We start from the raw sequence: 19,738 nt of genomic DNA on the forward strand, positions 1-19,738 counted from the left end.
CCCGAGTACTTTGGAGACTGTCATGTCCACCCTGATCCTCACCCTGATCGCCGTCGCCGTCGCCGTCGCCGCCGCCTGGTGCCTGGCCTTCGTCGGTGCGCCGCTCATCGTCTGGACCGCGGCAGCCGGCGCGCTGCTGCTTGCACTCCAGGCCGCGGGCGGCATCGGCGCCACGGCGTTCATCGTCGCCGGTTCGATCTACGCGCTGCTCGCGCTGCTGCTGAACCTGCGCCCGCTGCGCCGTGCGCTGATCACCAAGCCGATCTTCGCGGCCTTCAAGAAGGTGCTGCCGGAGATGTCCTCGACCGAGCGCGAGGCGCTCGAAGCCGGCGACACCTGGTGGGAAGCCGAGCTGTTCCGCGGTCGCCCGAACTGGAACAAGCTGCTGGCATTCAAGTACACGCAGCTGACGGCGGAGGAGCAGTCCTTCCTCGACAACGAGTGCGAGGAACTGTGCAAGCTCTGCGACGACTGGAAGATCGAGTTCGAGGACAAGGACCTGCCGCCGCAGGTCTGGGCCTACATCCGCGAGAAGAAATTCCTCGCGATGCTGATCAAGAAGGAGTACGGCGGCCTCGGTTTTTCGGCCAACGCGCAGTCGGCCGTCGTCACCAAGCTCGCGACCAAGTCGATCGCGATGGCGGTGACGGTGATGGTGCCCAACTCGCTGGGCCCCGGTGAGCTGCTGATGCACTACGGGACCGACGCGCAGAAGAAGCAGTGGCTGCCGGGTCTGGTGTCGGGCAGGGAGATTCCGTGCTTCGGCCTGACCGGTCCCGAGGTCGGCTCGGATGCGACCGCGATGCCGGACCTGGGCGTGGTCTGCTACGGCGAGCACGAGGGCCACAGGGTGCTCGGCATCAAGCTGAACTTCTCGAAGCGCTACATCACGCTGGCGCCGATTGCGACCGTCGTCGGCCTCGCGTTCAAGCTGCGCGATCCGGACGGCCTGCTCGGCGACAAGAGCAAGTCGGACTACGGCATCACCTGTGCATTGATTCCGGCGAAGCACACGGGCGTGCAGATCGGGCGCCGCCACTATCCGGGCGCGGCCTTCCACAATGGCACGATCCACGGCCGCGACGTCTTCATCCCGGTGGACTGGATCATCGGTGGCCCGGCGATGGCCGGAAAGGGCTGGCGCATGCTGGTCGAGTGTCTGTCGGCCGGCCGCGGCATCTCGCTGCCGGCGCTGGCCACCGCGGCCGGCCAGACCGCGTACCGCATGACCGGCATCTACGGCCGCTTCCGCCGCCAGTTCAAGGTCGCGGTCGGCAAGTTCGAGGGCGTGCAGGAAGCCACCGGCCGCATCGCCGGTCATGCCTACACGCTGGAGGCGATGCGCGTGATGACCGCGTCGGCCGTCGATCACTGCGCGCCGTCGGTGGTCACCGCGATCGCCAAGTACCACATGACCGAGCTGATGCGGAAGATCGTCAACGACAGCATGGACGTGATGGCCGGCAAGGCGATCCAGCAGGGCCCGCGCAACTTCATCGCCACCGCCTACAAGGCGACGCCGGTGGCGATCACGGTCGAAGGCGCGAACATCCTGACGCGCAATCTGATGATCTTCGGCCAGGGTGCGATCCGCTGCCACGAGTACGTGTTTCCGGAAATGGAAGCGGCGCGCACCGACGATCTCGCCGCCTTCGACAGGCTGCTGTTCGGCCACATCGGCTTCTCACTCAATCGCGCCGTGCGCGCGCTGACGCTCGGTCTGACCGGTGCGCGTCTGGCGAAGTCACCGGTCGACGGCGCGATGGCGCCGTACTTCCGCGATCTGGAGCGCTTCTCCGCCGCGCTGGCCTTCTGCTCCGACCTGACCATGGGCGTGCTCGGCGGCAAGCTCAAGTCCATGGAGCGCCTGTCCGCGCGCCTGGGCGACGTGCTGTCGCAGCTCTACATCGCCTCGTGCGTGGCCAAGTACTACCTCGAAGGCTCGAAGAGCGAGGCCGAGCTGGCGCACGCGCGCTGGGCGCTGGACCACGCGCTGAGCGAGATCGCCCGCGCTTTCGACGAGTTCCTGCGCAACTTCCCGGTCGCCTGGGCACGCGTGGTCATGCGCGCGGTCGTGTTCCCGCTGGGCAACCGCTTCCGCCCGGTGTCGGACCAGACCAATGCGCGCGTCGCCGACCTGCTGCTGGACCAGACCGACGTGCGCGAGCGCCTGTCCTGGCTGGTGTTCAAGAACGGTGGCGTGCACGACCCGGTCGGCCGCATGGAGCACGCCTGGGCGGTGTCACAGGACACCGAAGCCGCTTACCTGAAGTACTACCGCCTGGCCGCAAAGGGCGAGCTGGCCGGCGACACGGTCGCCGAGCGCCTGCGCGACGCGGTCAAGCGCAAGCTGCTGACGCGCGAGGAGGCCGACCAGGCCGAGACCTACGACCAGGTGCGCTACGACGTCATCCTCACCGACGACTTCAGCAAGGCGTACATCGCTGGCGACCACGAGGCCGATCGCGCCGAGGTCGTCGAGATGGCCGCGGCGCGTGCCCGCGTGGCCTGACGGGTGGCCGCCCGGCCCTTCAGCCCGACGCCGGGACGCTCGCGTCGGGCCGTTCCGGTGCGCCCGCGACGATCTCCAAGCGTCCGGCCGACGATTCCTCGATGCGCCGGAGCGGATCTTCGGGGTCGGGGCGCGTGACGTAGGTCGCCACCGTGCGCGCGGCGAGGTTGTACACCTCGCTGCGCGTCGTGCCGCCGAGCGGCTCCACCCGGTTCACGAAGTAGATGCCGGCGGAGACCATGCGCACCGCAACCTGTTCGGTACCGGTTTCGCCGCTGCGCGGCCCGCTGATGATCTTCCAGCGCGCCGAGCGATCGTCCACGAAGCGCCGCTCGACGAACTCGCCGCTGGGCAGCGCGTAGCGCAGGGTCTGTCCGACGATCTGCGTCGGTCCGGTGGTCTCGGGCGGAGAGAACGCGCCGCCCGACATGCGCGCGAACACCAGTGTCAGCAGCGCCATGACGGCGACCGGCTTCCACAGGCGCACGAAGTACGGTGAAGTCCCTTTCAGTTTCATGCGAGCCTCGTTGTCCAGCCAGTACACGAAGAGTGACCGCGCGATCCGTCGCACGGTTCCGGGACGGCAAGGATCGCAAGCAGCGCCTGAACGGAGCCTGAGTCCGAGGCGCGCCGACGCGGGGCCCGCAATTTTCTCTACTGTTCGGGTGCGCTCCGCAGTGAGAGATTGTGCGCATGGAGGTCTTCCATCTCGTCAGGGGGCAGACGCCCCAGCGGATCGAGGCGCCGGAGTCGATGCCGGCGGATGGCTACATCTGGCTCGACTTCGTGCGCAGCGAGGCCGACGAGCTGGCGTCCTGGCCGCAGCGGCTGCTTGGCACCGCGCTGGACCCGCGTCACCTGCAGGACAGCCGCGATGCCGCGCATCGGGCGTTCTTCGACGTCGCGCCCGGCTACGACCTACTGGTGTTCGAGGAGATCGTGCCGCAGGGCGAGGAACAGTTGCGCCTCGAAACGCGCGGTGCCGCGCTGTTCCTGTTCGAGCGCCTGCTGATCTCGGTGCACGAGCCCGACAGCGCCGGCTTCGGCGCGCTCAAGTACCGGTTCGCGCAGGGCACGACGCGCTCACCGGGCAGCGTGCGCGTGCTGGCGCAGATCCTGCTCGACGAGATGGCCGACCGTCTGCTCGCGATCGGCGAGAACTTCAATCAGCGGCTCGAGGACCTGCAGGCCAGCCTGCTCGATCCGCGCAGCCCGTTCAACGACTGGGCGCAGCTGCTCGACGGGCGACGCGACGCCTACCGCCTCGAATGGCTGTGCAAGCACCAGCTCAAGACCCTCGAACGCTGGCACCGCAACAGCGTCTTCGAGTGGAGCAATCCCGAGGAGACGCGGCTGCACGACATCGCCGAGCACATCACGCTGCTGCGCGACGCGGCCGCCGACCTCGAACGCCATGTCGAGGCCGCCGTGCAGATCTACTTCGCGGCCACCGCGCACCGTACCAACGACATCGTGCGCACGCTGACCGTGTTCTCGGCGATCTTCCTGCCGCTGACCTTCGTCGCCGGCGTCTATGGCATGAACTTCGCGTTCATGCCCGAGCTCGAACTGCGGTTCGCCTACCCGGCCGTGCTGGTGGTGATGCTGCTGGTGGCGGTGCTGCTGCTGCGCTACTTCCGGCGGCGCGGCTATTTCTGACGCCGCTGCGCCCGTTCAAGGGCCGCCGGTACCGCCGTGGTGATCTCCCCGCGCGAAGGCCGCGACCCCGCTGACCTCGGTGCCGCCGTAGTGCAGCTGGTAGCTCAGACCCGCAGCGGCCGGTACCGTGCCCGCGCCGGCGAAGAACCCGGAGAAGTCACCGCTGCCGCGACCGAGCAGATTGACCTGCACGTGGTCGTAGTGGCCGGAGAACTGCGGCGAACCGTCGAGCGCCGCAATGCCCCAGGCCAGCCAGTGGTCGCCGTCCAGCCGCAGGTCGAGGCTGCTGAACACGACCTGGCGGTCGAAATCGGCGACCAGGTCGGCGTGGCCGAGCACGCCGCGCTGGCCGTCCTGGTCGGTCGGCGCGGTCGCGCCGATCAGGTCGAAGGCCGCGAAGCCGCTGCGCGGCAACACAGGCGGCGCGTCGAACTCGGGGCCGACGATCCAGTGCAGGCTGTGCTGTGACAGGTCCAGCGCCGTCGTCCCGGAAACCCCGGTGACGGCGACGGTCCCGCCCGACCAGCGGCCCCAGCGCAGCCCGGTCGCGGCATCGGCGCCCAGGTCCTGGTTCGTCGCGCTGCCGATGTCCAGGTCCCGCTGGCCGCTCGCGTCGTTCAGCGTGAGGCTGCGCAGCCCGCCCTGCGCGTCGAAGCGCAGCGCCGACGCGGCGCCGGTCCCGGTCTGACTGGGTTCGTCCGGCAGCGCGGCGGCGAAGGCGCGGGCGTAGCGCGCGGTCTGCGCACTGAGTTCGGCGCTGGTGGCAGCCGGTGCCGCGGCGCCGCTGTCGAGGGCGGCGGCGGGCGGCACGTCGTTCGCCGGCGCCGGAGCGGGCGCATCCGTGTGCGCCGCGTCCGTGGCAAATCCGGTGACGGTGCCGGCCTCGCGGACCGGCGCGCTCCGATCGAGCGCCACCGGACGCTGCGCCTGGCGTCGCGGCGCGCTGCGCGCATCGGCGACATGCGCATACTCGCCGCGCTCCAGGGTCACGCGGCCGGCCGCGTTGGCCAGTTCCACGGCGCCGTCGAACACACCCACGTACAGGCCATCGGCGGTCGCCGCGCAGTCGCCGGCGCAGACCGCGGCCATGTAGTCGGTGCCGCGGATGCCGATGGTGGCGATCGGCGTCTCCAGGCGGTAGTCGTCGCGCCGCCGCGGCCCGATTGCCTGCACGGCGCCGGTGACGGTGCGCAGGCCGCCCTTGACCAGGCGCAGCACGATGCCCGGTGTTGCGGCCGACGTGTGCTGCAGCCCGCGCGCCGGATAGCCCGCGACGACCAGCACCGTCTGCGGGCGCAGGCTGAGCAGCGCGCCATCGTTCATCTGCAGCTGCACCAGCGCATCCGCGCCGCTGACGACCGTGTCGCCGGCGAACACGGCGTCGCGATAGCGCAGCGGCCGGCGGCCCTGCGCATCCTCGACGACGGCGCTGCCGTGGACCAGCACGGCGACACCGGCGGGCGACGGTGCCGCCGCCGCCGGCAGCCCGGTACCGACGAGCGCCAGCGCCAGTCCGGCCATGCGCGAGGCCAGTCTTCTGCTCGGGTTCATCGCGGACTCCAGTGCAAGGCCACGCCCAGCTCCAGGCGGTCGTAACGGTACAGGGCCACGCTCGACCGGTTCTGCGCGTAGGCCGCATAGGGGCCGATGCGCAGGTCCGGCGATCCGGCCGGCCACTCCACGGCGAGACTGACATTCCATTGCCGGTCGCGGCGCTGCGTGCCGAAGAACGGATCATCGTAATCCGACCACAGGCCGCCCGCGTCGAAGCGCCACACCGGGTCCGCGCCCCATGTCGCGCCGGCGCGCAGGCCCTGCAGCGAGCGCCCGAAACCGGGACCGTCGCGCAATCCGGCTTCGCGGCCGACGATCGCGGCGGTCTGCAGTTGCAGGGCTGCAGACCAGGACGGGCGGGTCAGCCACTGCAGGCTGCCGATCCACTGGTCCACGTCGTGGTGGTCCTGTGGCGCGGGGTAGCGCAGGCGCGCGGCGCGCAGGCGCAGTGCCGCGGCCGAGCGCGCGCCCATGCCGAGCGCGACGCCGCCTTCCAGGGCCAGCCGCTGCTGGCTGTCGCTGCCGCCGAGCCAGGTCTGCCCGGCGGCCAGACCGCCGCTCAGCGCCAGGCTCTGCTGCGCGTAACGCAGGCCCAGCGTGGCATCGACCTCGCTGCGCGTCGCCGCATCGAAGGCGGTGAACTCGCGGTGCTGCGCCTGTGCGCCGGCCGACCAGCGCCAGCGCGGCAGCAGCGGTCCTTCGGCATTGGCATCGAGGCGCCCGTCGATGAACGGCGACTGCGCGCGCCGCGCCTCGGGCGCGAGCGTGAAACCGAGGAAGCTCGTCGAATCGGTGCCGGCATTGGCATTGCTGTCGTGGCCGGCCGCCAAGCCCAGTCCGAGGCGCCGCCGCAGGCCGCGCGCGGCCTTGAGGTCGGCGACGGCCGCAAGCATCTGCTGGATGCGGGCCGCGGCCTGCGGCGGCGGATCGGAGGCCGCCAGCCGCAACAGCTCGCGCTCGGCGTCGTCGGCGTCGCCCTCGGCGAGATAGGCCTCGGCCAGCAGCAGGCGGATCTCGGCCGTCTGCGGTTCCACGGCCGCCGCGCGTTCGAGCACCATCGCCGCACGCGCCGGCCGACCCGAGCGCAGCAACGCCAGGCCCAGCACGCGGTCGAACCAGGGCCGACCGGCGTACTGGGCCGCGAGGTCTTCGAGCGCGGCAAGCGCATCGTCGCTGCGACCCTGTTCCAGCAGGACCACGGCCGCCTCGAAGGAGGCGCCGTCGCGCTCCTGTGCGAACGAGCAGACCGGGGCCAGCCACAGTGCGAGGGCGACTGCGATCGGACAGGCGAGTTTCGGCGGGTCCATTTGTCCGGTGCAGGCGTTAAGCTGCCGAGCGTGTTCTTGGGATGGAGTGCGGCATGGAGCTCAACTTTACCGCGGACGAGCAGCGCTTCCGCGCCGAGGTGCGCGCGTTCATCGACGCACATCTGCCGGCCGACCTGCGCGACAAGGTGCTCACCGGCAAGCGCATGGGCAAGGAGGACTACCTGCGCTGGCATCGGATTCTCTACAAGCAGGGCTGGGTCGCGCCGCACTGGCCGGTCGAGTACGGTGGCCCCGGCTGGAACGCGGTGCAGCAGCACATCTTCAGCGAGGAATGCGCCGATGCCGGCGCGCCGGCGCTGATGCCCTTCGGCCTGGTGATGGTCGCGCCGGTGATCATGGCCTTCGGCAGCCAAGCGCAGAAGGACTACTTCCTGCCGCGCATCCTCTCCGGCGAGCACTGGTGGTGCCAGGGTTATTCCGAGCCCGGCTCCGGCTCCGATCTCGCGTCGCTGAAGACCCGCGCCGAACGCCGCGGAGACAGGTACATCGTCAACGGCCAGAAGACCTGGACCACGCTGGGCCAGCACGCCGACTGGATCTTCTGCCTGGTGCGCACCAATGCCGAGGCACGCAAGCAGGAAGGCATCTCCTTCCTGCTGATCGACATGAAGACGCCGGGCATCACCGTGCGCCCGATCATCATGCTCGACGGCGAGCACGAGGTGAACGAGGTGTTCTTCGACAACGTCGAGGTGCCGGTGCAGAACCGCGTCGGCGAGGAGAACAAGGGCTGGACCTACGCCAAGTTCCTGCTCGGCCACGAGCGCACCGGCATCGCCGAGGTCGGCCGTTCCAAGCGCAAGCTCAAGCAACTCAAGGCGATCGCGGCCAGGGAGCACGCCAGCGGCGGCGGCCGGCTGATCGACGATATGCGCTTCCGCGACCGCATCGCGCAGGTCGAGATCGAGCTGATGGCGCTGGAAGTCACCAACCTGCGCGTGATCGCCGCGGACATGGAGAAGAAGGCGCCGGGCCCCGAAGCCTCGCTGCTGAAGATCCGCGGCTCGGAGATCCAGCAGACGCTGTCCGAGCTGATGATGCTCGCGCTCGGCCACTACGCGTTGCCGTACCAGGAGGCCGCACTCGACTACGGCTACGACGGCCCGATCGTCGGGCCGGACTACGGCGTGCCGCTGTCGGGCCAGTACTTCAACAACCGCAAGACGACGATCTACGGCGGGTCCAACGAGATCCAGAAGAACATCATCTCGAAGATGATTCTCGGGTTCTGAACAAGACCATCGTCATTCCCGCGGCGTCGTGATCGGCGGCGCAACTGGATGCCCGCCTGCGCGGGCATGACGGAGCAAGAGACAACGATGAACTTCAATTTCAGCGAAGAACAGCAGCAGTTCCGCGACAGCCTCGAGCGTTACCTGCGCGAGGCCTACGATTTCGACTCGCGCCGCAGGATCCTCAAGTCCGAGGCCGGCTACAACCGCGAGGTCTGGCAGCAGCTCGCCGAGATGGGCGCGCTCGCCATCGCGCTGCCGGAGGCATACGGCGGCTTCGGCGGCAACGCCTTCGACACCGGGCTGGTGATGGAGGCCTTCGGCCGCAGCCTCGTCGTCGAGCCTTACCTGTCCACGGTCGTGCTCGGCGCCGGACTGATCGCCGATGCCGGCAGCGACGCGCAGAAGGCCGACGTCCTCGATGCCGTTGCCAGTGGCGAGCGCCTGCTCGCGCTGGCGCACGGCGAAGCGGGTGGCCGGTATGCGCTTTCGCACGTCACGACGACGGCGCAGAAGGACGGCGACTACTGGGTGCTCGACGGCAGCAAGGCCGTCGTTCTGCATGGCGGTGCTGCGGACCAGCTGATCGTGTCGGCGCGCACCGCCGGTGCGGCGCGCGACGCGCAGGGCATCTCGCTGTTCTTGGTCGACGCCAGCGCCGCCGGCGTGACGCGCCGCAGCTATCCGACGCAGGACGGCGGCCGTGCCGCGGACATCACGCTGGCCAAGGTCCGCGTCGCCGACAGTGCGCGGATCGGCGCGGAAGGCGCTGCGCTGGCGCTGCTCGAAAAAGCGATCGACCGCGCCATCGCCGCACTGTGCGCCGAAGCGGTCGGTGCGATGTCCGCGACCATCGAGCAGACCGTCAACTACCTGAAGACACGCAAGCAGTTCGGCGTGCCGATCGGCAGCTTCCAGGCGCTGCAGCACCGCGCCGTCGAGATGTACCTGCATGCCGAGCAGGCGCGCTCGATGAGCTGGCTCGCCGCCGCAAAGCTCGACGCGCCGCGCGACGAACGCCGCCACGCCGTGTCCGCCGCCAAGTTGCTGGTCGCCCAGAGCGCCCGCTACGTCGGCCAGCAGGCCGTGCAGCTACACGGCGGCATCGGCGTCACCGATGAACTCGCGGTGAGCCACTACTTCAAGCGCCTGACGATGATCTCGCTGCTGTTCGGCGACGTCGATCACCACCTTGCACTGTTCGGTGAGTGCATGGCGGCATAGCAACGATGCAGCTCGGCGCGATCCATGTCTTCCCGCTCAAGTCGGGTGCCGCGCTCGCACTCGACGTGGCGCGGGTGGAGCGGCGCGGGCTGGCACACGACCGGCGCTGGATGGTGGTCGATGCGCAGGGTGCGTTCATCACGGGACGGCAGGAGCCGCGACTGGTGCTCATCCGCGCGCAGCCGCAGGCCGACGGCCTGCTGTTGTCGGCGCCAGGCATGCCGGACCTGCTCGCGCGCTCGGTGTCGAGCCGGGAGCAGGTCACGGTCTGGCGGGATCGCGTCGATGCACGCACGGCCTCCGGCGAGGCGAGTGCATGGCTCAGCCGTTTTCTCGACCGCGAATGCCGGCTCGTATTCATGGACGAAGCGGCACGAAGGCCGGTCGATCCGGCGTATGCGGCCGCAGGTGATGAAGTGAGCTTCGCTGACGGCTTTCCGCTGCTGCTGATTTCCGAAGGCTCACTGGCCGCGCTCAACGCGCGCCTCGACGCGCCGGTGCCGATGCTGCGCTTCCGGCCCAACCTGGTCGTCGCCGGCGCCGAGCCGCATGCGGAGGATGGCTGGCAGCGCATCCGCATCGGCGCGATCGAGTTCGACGTCGCCAAGCCCTGCGCACGCTGCGGCTTCACGACGGTGATGCCGGACACCGGCACGCTCGATCCGCGCGGCGAGCCGCTGCGCACGCTGGCGACCTACCGGCGCGGGCCCAAGGGCGTGATGTTTGGGCAGAACCTGCTCGCACGCGGGGACGGCATGCTGCGCGTCGGCGACACCGTGACGGTGCTGAGTTCGCGCCGATGAGCGCCGGATTGCGCCTGCGCGATCCGGTCGCCGACCAGCGCATGGTCGATACGCCGTCGCTGCTGGCCTATCTGCCGTGGATCCTGTCGTATCCAATCACTGGCCATGCACTCGCTGCCTTGATTCTGTTCACCGCCCTGCTGTGGATCGGCTTGCAGAGCGTCGCCGGCATTGCGTTGCTGGCGATCGCCTCGCCCTGGGTGTTCCAGTACGCGCAGGCGGTGATCGAGCGCACCGCCGTCGGTCAGGCGACGCCGCCGGTCTTCGGCGGCGACATGCTCTATCTCGGCGGCCTGTCGGCGCTGCGCCCGCTGCTCGGCCTGGGGCTGCTCGCGGGTGCCTGGCAATGGACGCGCAGCGCGCATCCGGGCGCCGAAGCTGCGGTACTGGTCGTCGGCGCGCTGCTGTATCCGGCGCACCTGCTGCTGCTGGCGACCGACGAGCGCCTGTCTCCGGCGTTCAATCCGCTGGCGCTGCTGCACGTCATCGCCGGCGTCGGGCTGAGTTATCCGGCCGTGTGCCTGCTGCTCGCCGCTGCGGCCTGGGCGGCGTGGTCGGTGGCCAGCCAGGCCGGGCTCGCGCTCGCGCTGTTCGTGCTGATCTACGCCTGGCTGATGACCTGCCATCTGCTCGGCTTCGTCGTCTTCCATCGTGCCGAGCAGCTGGGGCTGAGCGCGCCGGATCGCACGACCACGGACGAGAAGCGCGCGCAGGCGGAGTTCCAGGCGCGGCTCGACGGCGTGCTGGCGCGCGTCGATGCGGCGCTGTCGCGCCGCGACCTGCAGGCCGCGGCCGACACGCTGTATGCGGAGCCGGGCGATGCGCGCCGGCGCCGCGCCTTCCACGTCGAGCTGTTCGAGCAGCTGGAACGCCGCCGCCAGCCGCCGCTGCTGCATGTGCAGGGTGCGCGCCTGATCGCACTGCTGCTCGCCGAACACCGTGTCGCGCAGGCGCTGGAGGTTGCCGGCTCGTGCGTGGATGCGCGTGCCGATTTCGCGCCGGAGAGACCCGAGCACGCGATGGCGCTGCTCGAAGAAGCCCTGCGCACGCGCCAGGACGGGCTGTTCGACCGGCTGCTGGCCGCGGCGATCGCGCAGTGGCCGGATGGACCGCAGGCCGTGACCCTGCGCTTTCTCGCTGCGCGGGCCAGCTGCGAACTCAAGCACGACGACGCGCATGCGCGTGAACTGCTCAAGCCCCTGCTGAACGAGACCGGCCATCCGCAGCATCGCCAGATCGTCGCGCTGGCACGCGCGCTGGCGGTGCGCGACTGAAGCAATGCTCAGGGCGCCGGCAGCGGTCCGGTGCCGCGCATCACGGTCGTCTCGCCTTCGATCCGTACCTCGCTGTCCCACAGATACGACAGGTGCGGATGCGCACTGCGCAGCACGTCGAGCGCCGTCGCGTCGCCGCGCAGGTGATAGTCCATCCATGCCAGCGAGTAGCGGCCGGCGATGTCGTGGCCCCAGGTCGCGGTCGGCAGCAGTGGGTAGTTCACGTGCTGCGCGTGCGACGACGCCTCGGCGACGATGAAGGCGCGATCTTCGGTGAGCTTGTCGTAGACCGCGCGGACCACGGCCGGGTTGACGAACGGGATCGGAGCGATCGGGCCGTCGTGATCGCCGGTCTGGATCATCACCGGGATCGGATTGGCATCGAAGGGCGCGGAGTCCTCGCTGATCGGTGCCGCAGCGACGGCGGCGCGCAGGCGCGGCTCGACCGCCTGCAGCGCCATCGTCGTGATCGCACCCATGCTGTGACCGATGACGCCGACGCGTGTCGCGTCGAGCACACTGCGCACCGGCGACTGCGCGAACAGCCAGGTCAGCGCGTCCTGCGCCTCCTCGACGTTGTTGCCCGGATCACCCTGGGCTTCGTCGTCGGAGTGCCCCTGTCCGCTGAAGTCGAAGGCGAACACGAGATAGCCGGCGTCCGCAAAGACCTGGTGCCACCAGCGGTACATCGCCACGTTGGTGTTGAGACCTTCGAGCGCGAGAATCACCGGGAACGGACCGGCGCCCGGCGGCACCGTCCCCTTGTTCGGCAGCACGATCTCGCCGTACAGGCGCGTGCCGTAGCGGTCGTGGAACGCCACCGGCACGAGTGCGACCTTGTCGTTGAAGTCTGGATGGCCGTACCAATGATAGGCGTGCTCGATGCGCGAGCCGTCCTGTTGCTGCGCCAGCGTGGCGCGCACCTGGAACGCGGCCAGTTGCGGGTCGCCGAGGTCGCGCACGGTTACACCGAAGGCGATCGGGTCGAACAGCGCGGCCACCACGGCGGTCGGCAGCAGCGCGGCGAGCGCGTCGAGATTGCCGATCAGCGCTTCGACTTCGGCTGGCGCCGGCGGCGGGTTCTCGCCCGGCTGCGAAGCCGGCCATTGCTCGAGGGTGACAGTGCCGGAGGTGGGGGGAGAATCGCCGCTCCCGCAGCCGGTCAGCAGTGAGGCCAGCATCAGCAATGCGGACGGCGCGACACGCCAGTGCATGGCGAACTCAGGTACCGATCTGCGACGCCAGGCCATTGAGCACTTCCGTATAGGCCTCGATCGCGGTGCGTGCGAAATCCGGCTTGTTGGAGGCCACGTTCTTCAGCACCTCGACGGTCTTGGCGTCGTAGTGGCGGAACAGTTCTTCGAGGCGCGCCGGTTCCGGCGACAGCCGGATCAGCGCGGCGACGGCGACGCGGATCGCCGCGCCTTCGCCGACCAGTTCGGCGATGGTTTCGTGCAGGTCGTTCATGGTGCGGCTCGGCTGGCGTGGGGTGTCCGAGGCTAGCGGCACGCGCCGCGACGAGGCAAGCGGCGCGACGGCCGCTGCCGAAGGTCCGCCAGCCCCGCGATGTAGACTCGAAAGCGCGACGCCCGCCGGTCCGCCCCGCGTCGCCGTCACTGCGGAGGCTCATGAACGACAATCTGGTCGATGCCGTCATCTCGCCCAAGGGCAGCCTCTCGGTGCTGTCGCGCGCCGAGGTCGGCAAGCTGCTCGATGCCAGCCAGGGCGGCCTGCACCGCCTGCTGCGCAGCTGTGCGCTCGCCGTGCTCAACAGCGGAGCCGCGATGGACGACGGCCGCGAGCTGTTGGAGCGTTATCCGGACTTCGACATCCGCATCGTGCAGGAGGAACGCGGCATCAAGCTCGAACTCAAACGCGCGCCGGCCGACGCGTTCGTCGATGGCCGCATGATCCAGGGTATGCGCGAACACCTGTTCGCGGTGCTGCGCGACATCCTCTACGTGTCCGAGCAGATCGTCGGCAATCCGTCCTTCGACCTGTCCACGTCGGAGGGCGTCACCGATGCCGTGTTCCACATCCTGCGCAACGCCGGCGTGCTGCGCACGACGATGCACCCGCATCTGGTGGTGTGCTGGGGCGGGCACTCGATCTCGCGCGAGGAGTACGACTACAGCAAGGTCGTCGGTTACCAGCTCGGGCTGCGCGGCATGGACATCGGCACCGGCTGCGGGCCGGGGGCGATGAAGGGCCCGATGAAGGGTGCGACCATCGGCCACGCCAAGCAGCGCATCACCGGCGGCCAGTACCTGGGCATCACCGAGCCCGGCATCATCGCCGCGGAAGCGCCGAACCCGATCGTCAACCAGCTGGTGATCCTGCCGGACATCGAGAAGCGCCTCGAAGCCTTCGTGCGCGTCGCGCACGGTATCGTCGTGTTGCCCGGCGGCGTCGGCACCGCCGAGGAGATCCTCTACCTGCTCGGCATCCTGTTGCACCCGGACAATGCCGGGATGCCGTTCCCGCTGATCTTCACTGGACCGGCGTCGGCAAAGGATTACTTCGCGCAGATCGACGACTTCATCGGCGTGACGCTGGGCGCGCCGGCGCGGCGGCTGTACCGGCTGATCATCGACGATCCGGCGCAAGTCGCGCGCGAGATGCAGACCGGCATCGAGCGCGTGCGCCAGTTCCGCCGCGAACGCGACGATGCCTACTACTTCAACTGGCTGCTGCACATCGATCGCGAATTCCAGCGGCCGTTCGTGCCCTCGCACGAGAACATGGCCGCGCTCGACCTGCACCGCGACCAGCCGCCGCACCGCCTCGCCGCGCAACTGCGCCGCGCGTTCTCCGGCGTCGTGGCCGGCAACGTCAAGGACGAGGGCATCCGCGCGGTCGAGGCGCGTGGGCCGTTCCAGCTGCACGGGGATGCGGGCATCCTCGAACCCATGGACCGGCTGCTCGCCGCCTTCGTCGCGCAGAACCGCATGAAGCTGCCGGGCAAGACTTACGAGCCGTGCTACCGGATCGTGCGTTGAGCGTGCCGGCGCAGCCGCGTTCGGGCGGTGTCCGGCGCATCTCGGTGCGCGTGCTGCCGTGGGCGCTGCTGATCCTGGGAATCGCAGCGTCGAGCGCGATCGCCTATCGGCAGTACCACGCCGCACGGCAGGCCCGGGCCGCGCTTGCCGTCCTCGAGCCCGGCCCGATCGACGTCGGATTCGCCCAGTCGATGAGCGCGCATCACCAGCAGGCGATCGCGATGGCGCAGCTGATGCTCGACGGCCGGCCGACACCGCTGGCCGGACTGGCGCGGACGATCGCCCATGCGCAGCTGACCGAGATCGGCGAGATGCGCGGCTGGCTGCGGCTGTGGCGACAGCCCGCCGCACCGCCGGCGCGCGGAATGGACTGGATGCTGCTGGGCGCCGCGCCGCCCGATGCCGCATTGCTGCAGTACCTGCTCGACTGCCGCAACGCGCCGGCCGGCATGACCGGCATGGCCAGCGCGGAGGAACTGTCCCGGCTGCGGGCGCTCGACGGACGCGAGCGGGACGAGCTGTTTCTGCGGTTGATGCTGGCGCATCACCGCGGCGGCCTGCCGATGGCGCAGTTCGCGGCGGCGAACGCGCGTCTGCCCGCCGTGCGCACGCTGGCCGCGCAGATGGTGATCGACCAGTCCGAGGAGGTGCGGCGCATGCTGCTGACGCTGCAGGCCATGGGGGTGCGGTCTGCCGACTGACCGGCCCCGGGACCCGACCGGCGGTCCCTGCAGCCAATCCGGCGACTGCGGCCGGCCGCTACACTGATCTGCGAGCAAGGTGCCGAGGAGTCCCGCTGTGAGAATCGCTGTCGCGCCGGTCGCGTGCATTGCGGCCATGGTGATGTTGTCGGCTTGCGGCGGTTCGGGCGGCGGCTCGGCCCCGATCGTCGAAGGCCCCACGCCCAAGGCGGCCTGCGGCCCCGGCTCGCGGCCGGAAACCGGACTGCAGGGGCGCGTGAGTCGCGCCGACCACGACAGCGGGCGGGCGGCCGAGGGCTACACCTGCAATACCGAGCTGGTCGGCCGCTACACGGTGCCGAACGCCGTCGGCACCGTCGGCGGCTTCAAGGTCGAGCGCTACACCGACAAGGCCGGGCACGACTGCGCCTACTACGACACGACGCTGCTGTATCCGACCAACGCGCTCGACGCGCAGTCCGGTGTCAACGTGCTCGACATGAGCGATCCGACGCAGCCGGTGCTGGCCACGCGGCTGGTGACGCCGGCGATGCAGTCGCCGCACGAGTCCCTGGTCGTGTCGAGGGAGACCGGCGTGCTCGCCGCCGTCACCGGCAATCCGGCGTTCTACCCGGGCCTGGTCGATGTCTATGACCTGGAGCCGGACTGCCGCCAGCCGAAGCTGCGCTCGACGCTCGGCCTGGGCGTCGTCGGCCACGAGAGCGGCATGGCGCCGGACGGCAGGACCTTCTACTCCTCGTCGCCGGGCGGCGGCCCGCTGACCGCGGTGGACATCTCGACGCCACTGCTGGCGCTGCCGGTCGGCATCTACGACTACCGCTCGCACGGCCTGTCGATCAGCAACGACGGCACCCGCGCCTACCTCGCCGCCGGCGACGGCGCCGGCGTGCTGATCCTCGACGTGTCCGAGATCCAGGCACGCAAGTCCAATCCACAGGTGCGCGAAGTGTCGCGGATTTCGTGGGACAACATGACGATTCCGCAGAACGCGATCCCGTTCACGCGCGACGGCAAGCCCTATCTGCTCGAAATCGACGAGTACTCGTCCAACGGCAACGGCAGTGTCGCCGCGCACGGCTCCGTGGTCGGCGCCGGCCGCATCATCGACATCAGCGACGAGACGCGGCCGGTGGTCGTCTCCAACCTGCGCCTGGAAGTGCACGAACCGGAGAACCGCGCCGAGATCGCCGACGATCCGGGCGCACAGCTGCCGGTGCAGGGCTATGCCGGCCACTACTGCAACATCCCGACGCGCGTGGATCCCGACATCGCCGCGTGCAGCATGATCATCTCCGGCCTGCGCATCTTCGACATCCGCGATCCGAGGAATCCGCGCGAAGTCGCTTACTTCAACGCGCCGGTCAGCCCGCGCGTCACGCCGGTGTTCGAGGCCAGCAACTGGGCGATGTCCAGCCCGTCCTTCGTGCCGGAACGCAAGGAGATCTGGTACTCCGACGGCTACAGCGGCCTGTATGTCATCCGTGTGACCAACGGCGCGTGGTGAGTCCGCCGCGTCACGCGACCCGCTCGAACCTCAGCCCGGCGTGGGCGGTCAGCCGCTCGACCAGCGCGCCATCCATGCACACCGACGGCGTCCAGAAGCCGCCTTCGGCGCGCGTGCGATCACCGTCCTGCGCCAGGCACAGCGCGGCTTCGCCGAGCATCTTCGACGTCGAGCCGTAACCCGGATCGCGGTCGCCGGTGACCTGGGTCTGCAACGTCTTGCCGCTGGCGGTGCGGCCGAACAGGCGGATGTCGAAGAAGCCCTTCTCCTGCGCTTCGGGACTCGGGCCTTCGCCGGGCTTGGGCAGCACGTAGCGTTCGAGCAGCGTGCGCGTCGGGCCGATCGCGGCGAGCGCCATGAATCCGCCCATGCCGGCCGCCATGCCGGCGGCGATCAGCGCGCCCTTGCCGGAGCCGCCGACCATCGTCGCCTCGTCGTAGAGGAAATCCTTGCCCCAGGCGTGGTTCTGCAGCGCGTTGCTGCGATGCACGACCTTGGTGTTGATGCCGGCCATCACGAAGGGTGCGAGCCACGACTGCGCATCCTCGTCATAGACCGGGCGGGTGACGTTGGGCTGGCGCACGCCGCTGCGCGCATCGGCGGGGCAGACCGCGTAGGGGTTCTGCAGCAGCTTGCGCAGCGCCGGGTCGTGGGCGATCTCCTTGACGACGTTGAGCAGGCTGGCCACCGTGCCGCCGCTGAAGCCGCCGCGGATCTTCCTGACGCGCAGCTTGACCTGCACGCAGGGCTCGCCGAAGTCCTTGAGCGCCTGCTGCTGCGTGAACCAGACGCCGAGGTCGGACGGAATCGAGTCGAAACCGCAGTTGTGGACGATGCGCGCACCGCTCGCCCGCGCCCGCGCCTCGTGGGCGTCGATCATGCGCTGCATCCACTGCGGCTCGCCGGTGAGATCGCAATAGTCGGTGCCCTGCTCGGCGCAGGCAGCGACCAGATCCGAGCCGTACAGCGCATACGGTCCGACGGTGCTGGCGACGACACGCGTGCGTGCGGCCATCTGGGTCAGCGCTGCTTGGTCGCCGGCATCGGCGACGATCAGCGGCAGCTGGCCGAGATTGAATTCGCGCGCGACTGCTTCGAGCTTGTCGCGGTTGCGGCCGGCCAGCGCCCACTTCAGCGTCCCGTCGTTGCCATGCCGCTGCGCGAGATAGCGCGTCAGCAGTTGGCCGACGAAGCTCGCCGCGCCATAGACGACGACATCGAGAGAACGCTCGTTCTTGCGGTTCATGGGGAGACCCGGTGTGTGGACCGCGGCATCTTACCGTTGCGCACGGCCGGAGATGAGACGGTCCCGCGCGCACGCGCTGCCGGCGCCGAGGATTGCATCTGGCGCGCAAGGGTCCACAATGGCGTATCGGCTCTCCGCCATGCGCCCGGCGCACGCCCGTGAACCTCCGCGACGAACTGGCCCTGATCGAAGATGCGTCGGCAGCGCGGCCAACGCTTCCGCCGTGGAAGATCCTCATCGCCGACGACGACGAGGACGTACACAAGGTGACGCGGCTGGCGCTGGAGGGCCTGGCCTTCGACGATCGCCCCCTGGCGTTCCTCGACGCCTACTCCGGCGCGGAGACGGTGCGGCTGCTGGCGCAGCATCCGGACACCGCGATCGCACTGGTGGACGTGGTCATGGACACTGAGTCCGATGGCCTGGATGCGATCGAGGCGATCCGCTCGCAGTTGCGCAACCGGTATGTGCGCATCGTGCTGCGCACCGGCCAGCCCGGACAGGCGCCGGAGCGCGACGTCGTTTCGCGCTACGACATCAACGACTACAAGGAAAAGAGCGAGCTCACGGCGACGCGCCTGTTCACGCTGATCTATACCGGCCTGTCGCAGTACCGCGACCTGATGGCGCTGGCGTCGGGCCGCGCCGGGCTGCAGACGGTGATCGCCAGCTCGGCCAGCGTGTTCGAGCAGCGCACGCCGGCGGCACTGGCGGCGACGGTCCTGCGCGAGTTCGCCAGCCTGCTGTCTCTCGACATCGGACCGCAGACGACCGACAGCGGCGGCATCGCGCTCGGCGGCGATCCGGACGACGAGTACGAGATTCTCTGCGGTGTCGGCCGTTTCGAGAACGCGGCCGGCGGCCGGCTCGAACAGTTCCTGGGGCCGCACCTGCGCGCAGCGCTGCAGCACCTCGGGGCGCCGCCCTCGGCCTGGCGCATGGAGCACGACTGGTTCTGCGCCGTGCTGCCCGCGCGCGGCGGTGTGCGCTGGCGCTTCCTGCTCGCCGGAGCGGGGCTGGTCGCGCCCTCGCACCAGCTGCTCGATCTGTTCTGCGCCAACGTGCGCATCGCGCTGGAGAGCGTGCGGCTCAACCAGGAAGTCGATCGCACGCAGAGCGAGCTGGTGTTCATGCTCAGCGAGGCGATCGAGAAGCGCTCGCTGGAGTCCGGCAACCACGTGCGCCGCGTCGCGGCCTATGCGCAGCTGCTCGCCCGTCTGGCGGGGCTGCCGGAAGAGGAAACCGAAATCCTGCGCCTGGCGTCTCCGCTGCACGATGCCGGCAAGATCGCCATTCCGGATGCGATCCTCAACAAGCCCGGCCGGCACACGCCCGAGGAAAGCCAGATCATGAAGGGGCATGCGCAGATCGGCGCCGACATGTTCGGCAAGCAGACGCTGCCGGTGCTCAAGGCCGCGGCGATCGTCGCCGCGCAGCATCACGAGCGCTGGGACGGTCTCGGTTACCCGAACCGCCTGCGCGGCGAGGACATCCACATCTACGGGCGCATCACCGCGTTGGCCGACGTCTTCGACGCACTGGGCAGCGACCGCTGCTACAAGAGCGCCTGGCCCTTGGAGCAGGTGCTCGACCTGCTGCGCGCCGAGCGCGGCCGGCACTTCGATCCGGGCCTGGTGGATGCCTTCTTCGACAACCTGCCGGCGTTCCTGGAGATCCGCACGCGCCTGGCCGATCCCTGAAG

16 protein-coding genes are annotated in these 19,738 nt (G+C 69.6%); 10 read left to right on the forward strand and 6 right to left on the reverse strand.

From position 1 onward, the window contains the following. Positions 1-22: 22 nt before the first annotated feature. On the forward strand, positions 23-2,512 hold the full coding sequence (locus tag AAG565_RS10190; protein WP_348819483.1) for an acyl-CoA dehydrogenase: 2,490 nt from the start codon (positions 23-25) through the stop codon (positions 2,510-2,512). 19 nt (positions 2,513-2,531) lie between these two features. Here the strand turns inward: AAG565_RS10190 and AAG565_RS10195 are convergent, their stop codons facing one another. Beyond that, positions 2,532-3,029, reverse strand: a complete 498-nt coding sequence (locus tag AAG565_RS10195) for a MoaF N-terminal domain-containing protein (RefSeq protein ID WP_348819484.1) — start codon at positions 3,027-3,029, stop codon at positions 2,532-2,534. A 176-nt stretch (positions 3,030-3,205) separates the two neighbouring features. Here AAG565_RS10195 and AAG565_RS10200 point away from each other — a divergent pair, with 176 nt between their 5' ends. Further along, positions 3,206-4,171 carry a magnesium transporter CorA family protein gene (locus AAG565_RS10200; RefSeq protein WP_348819485.1) on the forward strand — a complete coding sequence of 322 codons (966 nt, stop codon included), beginning with the start codon at positions 3,206-3,208 and terminating at the stop codon, positions 4,169-4,171. A 15-nt stretch (positions 4,172-4,186) separates the two neighbouring features. Here AAG565_RS10200 and AAG565_RS10205 read toward each other — a convergent pair whose 3' ends face one another. Further along, complete coding sequence (locus tag AAG565_RS10205; protein WP_348819486.1) at positions 4,187-5,722, reverse strand: FecR domain-containing protein; 1,536 nt, start codon at positions 5,720-5,722, stop codon at positions 4,187-4,189. Further along, positions 5,719-7,032, reverse strand: a complete 1,314-nt coding sequence (locus AAG565_RS10210; RefSeq protein ID WP_348819487.1) for a tetratricopeptide repeat protein — start codon at positions 7,030-7,032, stop codon at positions 5,719-5,721. Before AAG565_RS10210 ends, AAG565_RS10205 begins: the two co-directional genes overlap by 4 nt. Before the next feature lie 53 nt (positions 7,033-7,085). On the opposite strand from AAG565_RS10210, the gene AAG565_RS10215 reads away from it, so the two are divergent. From AAG565_RS10215 to AAG565_RS10230, 4 genes are all read left to right on the forward strand, one after another. Next, on the forward strand, positions 7,086-8,285 hold the full coding sequence (locus tag AAG565_RS10215; protein WP_348819488.1) for an acyl-CoA dehydrogenase family protein: 1,200 nt from the start codon (positions 7,086-7,088) through the stop codon (positions 8,283-8,285). Positions 8,286-8,372: 87 nt separating this feature from the next. Beyond that, the gene (locus tag AAG565_RS10220; protein WP_348819489.1) at positions 8,373-9,509 is read left to right on the forward strand and encodes an acyl-CoA dehydrogenase family protein; all 1,137 of its coding nucleotides are present in this window, start codon (positions 8,373-8,375) and stop codon (positions 9,507-9,509) included. A gap of 5 nt (positions 9,510-9,514) precedes the next feature. Further along, positions 9,515-10,312 (forward strand): MOSC domain-containing protein, encoded by a 798-nt coding sequence (locus AAG565_RS10225; protein ID WP_348819490.1) that lies wholly within the window; start codon positions 9,515-9,517, stop codon positions 10,310-10,312. After that, complete coding sequence (locus AAG565_RS10230; RefSeq protein WP_348819491.1) at positions 10,309-11,586, forward strand: hypothetical protein; 1,278 nt, start codon at positions 10,309-10,311, stop codon at positions 11,584-11,586. The genes AAG565_RS10225 and AAG565_RS10230 overlap by 4 nt, the downstream gene beginning before the upstream one ends. Positions 11,587-11,594: 8 nt before the next feature. Here AAG565_RS10230 and AAG565_RS10235 read toward each other — a convergent pair whose 3' ends face one another. Both AAG565_RS10235 and AAG565_RS10240 read right to left on the reverse strand, forming a co-directional pair. Then, a complete protein-coding gene (locus tag AAG565_RS10235) occupies positions 11,595-12,800 on the reverse strand; it encodes an alpha/beta fold hydrolase (RefSeq protein WP_348819492.1) in 1,206 nt (401 codons plus the stop codon). Between the two features lie 7 nt (positions 12,801-12,807). After that, positions 12,808-13,053: a hypothetical protein gene (locus AAG565_RS10240; RefSeq protein WP_348819493.1), complete on the reverse strand. Its 246-nt coding sequence runs from the start codon at positions 13,051-13,053 to the stop codon at positions 12,808-12,810. Positions 13,054-13,214: 161 nt separating this feature from the next. On the opposite strand from AAG565_RS10240, the gene ppnN reads away from it, so the two are divergent. The 3 genes from ppnN (at position 13,215) to AAG565_RS10255 (ending at position 16,790) form a co-directional block, all read left to right on the forward strand. Further along, positions 13,215-14,585 carry a nucleotide 5'-monophosphate nucleosidase PpnN gene (gene ppnN / locus AAG565_RS10245; protein WP_348819494.1) on the forward strand — a complete coding sequence of 457 codons (1,371 nt, stop codon included), beginning with the start codon at positions 13,215-13,217 and terminating at the stop codon, positions 14,583-14,585. A 2-nt stretch (positions 14,586-14,587) separates the two neighbouring features. After that, positions 14,588-15,286 carry a DUF305 domain-containing protein gene (locus tag AAG565_RS10250; protein ID WP_348819531.1) on the forward strand — a complete coding sequence of 233 codons (699 nt, stop codon included), beginning with the start codon at positions 14,588-14,590 and terminating at the stop codon, positions 15,284-15,286. A 97-nt stretch (positions 15,287-15,383) separates the two neighbouring features. Then, positions 15,384-16,790 (forward strand): hypothetical protein, encoded by a 1,407-nt coding sequence (locus tag AAG565_RS10255; protein ID WP_348819495.1) that lies wholly within the window; start codon positions 15,384-15,386, stop codon positions 16,788-16,790. A gap of 10 nt (positions 16,791-16,800) precedes the next feature. Here the strand turns inward: AAG565_RS10255 and AAG565_RS10260 are convergent, their stop codons facing one another. Beyond that, the gene (locus AAG565_RS10260; RefSeq protein ID WP_348819496.1) at positions 16,801-18,036 is read right to left on the reverse strand and encodes a saccharopine dehydrogenase NADP-binding domain-containing protein; all 1,236 of its coding nucleotides are present in this window, start codon (positions 18,034-18,036) and stop codon (positions 16,801-16,803) included. 158 nt (positions 18,037-18,194) lie between these two features. On the opposite strand from AAG565_RS10260, the gene AAG565_RS10265 reads away from it, so the two are divergent. Beyond that, on the forward strand, positions 18,195-19,736 hold the full coding sequence (locus tag AAG565_RS10265; RefSeq protein ID WP_348819497.1) for an HD domain-containing phosphohydrolase: 1,542 nt from the start codon (positions 18,195-18,197) through the stop codon (positions 19,734-19,736). Positions 19,737-19,738: the final 2 nt, after the last annotated feature.

Source organism: Fontimonas sp. SYSU GA230001 (assembly GCF_040066175.1).
Taxonomy (GTDB): Bacteria; Pseudomonadota; Gammaproteobacteria; order Nevskiales; family Nevskiaceae; genus Solimonas.